The 626-nt window shown below is 63.9% G+C and carries 1 pseudogene; it reads right to left on the bottom strand.

Going from position 1 to position 626, the window contains the following annotated elements:
- Positions 1 to 626 (bottom strand): annotated as a pseudogene (locus ACTJJ1_RS24995) (transketolase); the annotation flags it as partial.

The raw sequence follows: 626 nt of genomic DNA on the forward strand, positions 1-626 counted from the left end.
ACGTGGCGCACCACGTGCCAGCCGTAGGCTTCGAAGCGCTCGGCGGTGTCGTCGGTGAACCAGCCTTCCACGTGACCGTCGATGGAGATGCCGTTGTCATCGTAGAACGCGGTCAGTTTGCCGAGCTTGAGGGTCCCGGCCAGGGAACAGACTTCGTGGGAGATGCCTTCCATCATGCAGCCGTCGCCCATAAAGGCGTAGGTGTGGTGGTCGACGATGTCATGGCCCGGGCGGTTGAACTGCGCGCCCAGGGTGCGTTCGGCAATGGCGAAACCGACGGCGTTGGCGATGCCCTGGCCCAGCGGGCCGGTGGTGGTTTCGACGCCCGGGGTGTAGCCGTACTCCGGGTGGCCCGGGGTTTTGGAATGCAGCTGGCGGAAGTTTTCCAGCTCGCTCATCGGCAGGTCGTAGCCGGTGAGGTGCAGCAGGCTGTAAATCAACATGGAGCCGTGGCCATTGGACAGCACGAAGCGGTCGCGGTCAGCCCAGTGCGGGTTGGTCGGGTTGTGGTTCATGTAGTCGCGCCACAGGACTTCGGCGATGTCCGCCATGCCCATAGGTGCGCCCGGATGGCCGGAATTTGCTTTTTGTACGGCGTCCATGCTGAGTGCGCGGATGGCGTTGGC

The sequence above is a fragment of the Serratia sp. 22264 genome (genome assembly GCF_052045345.1).
Lineage (GTDB): Bacteria > Pseudomonadota > Gammaproteobacteria > Enterobacterales > Enterobacteriaceae > Serratia > Serratia plymuthica.